Here is a 2,691-nt window from a genome sequence, read left to right as displayed (position 1 = left end):
GCTTCGGGCTCTCCGGCTTCGGGCTCTCCGGCTTCGAACAAAAAAGCACTGACCCCCAAAAAAGGGGGCAGTGCTTTTTTTGTTCGTAGCTTATTTTTCTCGAATGATTTGCATCGGGTTACCGCCGACGAAGGCGCCAGCTGGGACATCGCGATGGACAAGCGTTCCTGCCGATATGATGGCTCCATCACCAATCGTGACACCTGGCAAAATCGTTGTGTTCGCCCCGATCATGACTTCATTCCCGATCTTCACATCTCCGAGGCGGTATTCCTTAATCAAGTATTCATGAGCCAAAATCGTCGTATTGTAGCCAATGATCGTATTCCGTCCAATCGAAATTCGCTCAGGATACATAATGTCCATCATCACCATTAAAGCAACCGCCGTTTCCTCACCGACCTTCATTCGTAATAACGTCCGATACAGCCAGTTTTTCACGTTCAATAGCGGGGTATAACGGGCAATCTGAATCACGATGAAATTCTTCACCACTTTCCAGAAGGGAACGGTCTTATAGACGTGCCAAAGGGAATTGGCTGTTTCCACAGGGTACCGCTCGGTTTTTCGACTCACGTTGTTTTCACTCCAACAATGTCAAGTAAGTCATCCATCGTCTCAAGCACATAGTCCGGATCATACGAACGGACCACATCGATCCCTTTAATGGCCCAGCTCACTACTGCCGTCTTCACCCCTGTATTTTTGCCACCAAGAATGTCATGAGGACTATCGCCGACCATGAGCGTCGTTTCTTTTGACGAGCCGAGCTGCGCCATCGCTTTTAAAAGAGGCTCTGGGTCTGGCTTCGCCTTTTCCACATCATCAAGGGCAACAATCACATCAAAAAACGGGTCGAGCCCCATCAGCTTAAGTCCTTTTTTCGCTGTTGCCCTAATCTTCGTTGTCACTATCGCAAGCTTAAAGCCTTGTTCATGAAGCGTCTTCACTGTCTCATAAACCCCTTCATATTCTGTAACGAGCTCATCATGGTGAGCATGATTATGAGTTCGATACGTTGCAATCATCTCATCGACCCTTTCAGGATCAAGGCGATGAAAGCTATCAAAAAGAGGCGGTCCAATGCACTCTATGGCATCTTCTCTTGTATATTGACCTGGATAATATGTTTCAAAGGTATGCAAAAACGAAGCAATAATGAGCTCGTTCGTATTAATGAGCGTTCCATCCAAATCAAACAAAATCGTATCAATTTTCATAGGTCGCTTCCTTTCTCTCCACTTCTTCATTTTTCTCAAGCCGATTCCAAATGTACGCAACGGCGATCGTCAGCAAGACTGCTGTCATCACCCGAATGATTAATAAAGGCCATACAGGAATTCCGAGGGGGATAAAGATGAGGGTATCCTCCACGACCGCGTGGCAGGCAACAAGGAAAATAAAAACTAAGTACAAATCCTTCTTCTTTACGCCATCTTCCTTCGCTGCTTGAATCATGACACCTGCGCCGAACGCAAGCCCAAAAATCAGACCTGATGCTAGTGTCGTTGACGTATTTTCACGAATGCCTAGCACCCTTGTAAACGGAGACATCCATTTTGAAAACATCTTCAGCCAGTTGAGCTCTTTCATGATTTGAATAAAAATCATGATGGGAATAACAAACATAGCCAGCTGCAAAATCCCCATCGTCGCACTTTCCACTCCTGTCCATACAATCGCAGCCCAGCCACTCACTTGTTCCTGCCCTGCACTTGGTACAAGGCCATATTGGGCAATTTCCTGTCCACCAGACCAAAACAGATGAATGAGGAAAGCGGAAAAAAACGCGAGACCTAAGCGCACAGCAAGGACGACGGACATGCGAATTCCGACCTTCGCCGCCACGGCTGATTCTACAAACAGGTTATGGGAGAAGGACAGCATCACCGCTAAAATAAACACTTCCTTAACAGTAAGCTCCAGCGTTAAAATCGCACCAATCCCCGCATACAGGTTCAAAATATTCCCTAACACAAAAGGGATCGCCGCCTCCCCAGGCAAGCCAATCCACCCCATCATTGGAGCTAAAGCCTGTGCAATCCAACCAAGCACAGGCGTGTAGCCAAGAATCGTAACAATCACCGTGATTGGAAAAATAATTTTCCCAAGTGACCACGTTGTTTGCAGACCGACGAGAAATCCTCGTTTAAGCATACCCATCACATTCATCCTCTCCAAGTGTGGGGTTACTTCCTTTTCTTTTTTCCCTTTTGCTTTTGCCCTTTTTTTGCTTGATTTGTGTGGGCAGGCTCATCTAAATAGCGCGTCGTTGCGAGCCCCTTCATTCTCCGGTATACCCATATAAAAATCGCACCAACAATGAGCAGAACCGAGACAATTTGCGCCGTCCGTAACACATCGCCAATTAATAAATAATCGAGACGGATCCCTTCGATGTAAAAACGCCCGATCGAGTACCAAATGACATAGCTTAGGAAAATTTCTCCTTCTCGCAGGTTAACTCGTCGCAAATAGAGAAGCAGGGCAACACCGACCAAGTTCCAAATCGACTCGTATAAGAACGTCGGATGGTAGTATACACCATCGATATACATTTGATTAATAATGAATTCTGGCAAAAACAGTCCTTCTAAAAACTCCCGCGTCACAGGTCCCCCGTATACCTCTTGATTGACGAAATTGCCCCAGCGACCAATCGCCTGACCTAGCAAAATACTCGGAGCCGCA

4 protein-coding genes are annotated in these 2,691 nt (G+C 46.6%); all 4 read right to left on the bottom strand.

Annotation, left to right across the window (positions count from 1 at the left end; translation table 11 throughout):
• Positions 1-90: 90 nt before the first annotated feature.
• Complete coding sequence (locus BLT_RS0102785) at positions 91-576, bottom strand: acyltransferase (protein ID WP_017726294.1); 486 nt, start codon at positions 574-576, stop codon at positions 91-93.
• Positions 573-1,220, bottom strand: a complete 648-nt coding sequence (ppaX, locus tag BLT_RS0102780) for a pyrophosphatase PpaX (protein WP_017726293.1) — start codon at positions 1,218-1,220, stop codon at positions 573-575. The genes BLT_RS0102785 and ppaX overlap by 4 nt, the downstream gene beginning before the upstream one ends.
• Positions 1,210-2,163, bottom strand: a complete 954-nt coding sequence (locus BLT_RS0102775; RefSeq protein ID WP_017726292.1) for a nucleoside recognition domain-containing protein — start codon at positions 2,161-2,163, stop codon at positions 1,210-1,212. The genes ppaX and BLT_RS0102775 overlap by 11 nt, the downstream gene beginning before the upstream one ends.
• 26 nt (positions 2,164-2,189) lie before the next feature.
• Positions 2,190-2,691 (bottom strand): prolipoprotein diacylglyceryl transferase (gene lgt, locus BLT_RS0102770; protein ID WP_017726291.1); only part of this gene is annotated, 502 nt, incomplete at its 5' end.

This window comes from Halalkalibacterium ligniniphilum, from assembly GCF_000334155.1.
GTDB classification, from domain to species: domain Bacteria; phylum Bacillota; class Bacilli; order Bacillales; family Bacillaceae_D; genus Halalkalibacterium; species Halalkalibacterium ligniniphilum.
The sequence above is the reverse complement of the archived record's forward strand: the minus strand, read 5'-3'. Positions and strand labels throughout refer to the sequence as shown.

Bases quoted from the DNA above. Each gene is read 5' to 3' on its own strand.
- ppaX (WP_017726293.1), bottom strand. From the start codon at position 1,220: ATGAAAATTGATACGATTTTGTTTGATTTGGATGGAACGCTCATTAAT.
- BLT_RS0102775 (WP_017726292.1), bottom strand. From the start codon at position 2,163: ATGGGTATGCTTAAACGAGGATTTCTCGTCGGTCTGCAAACAACGTGG.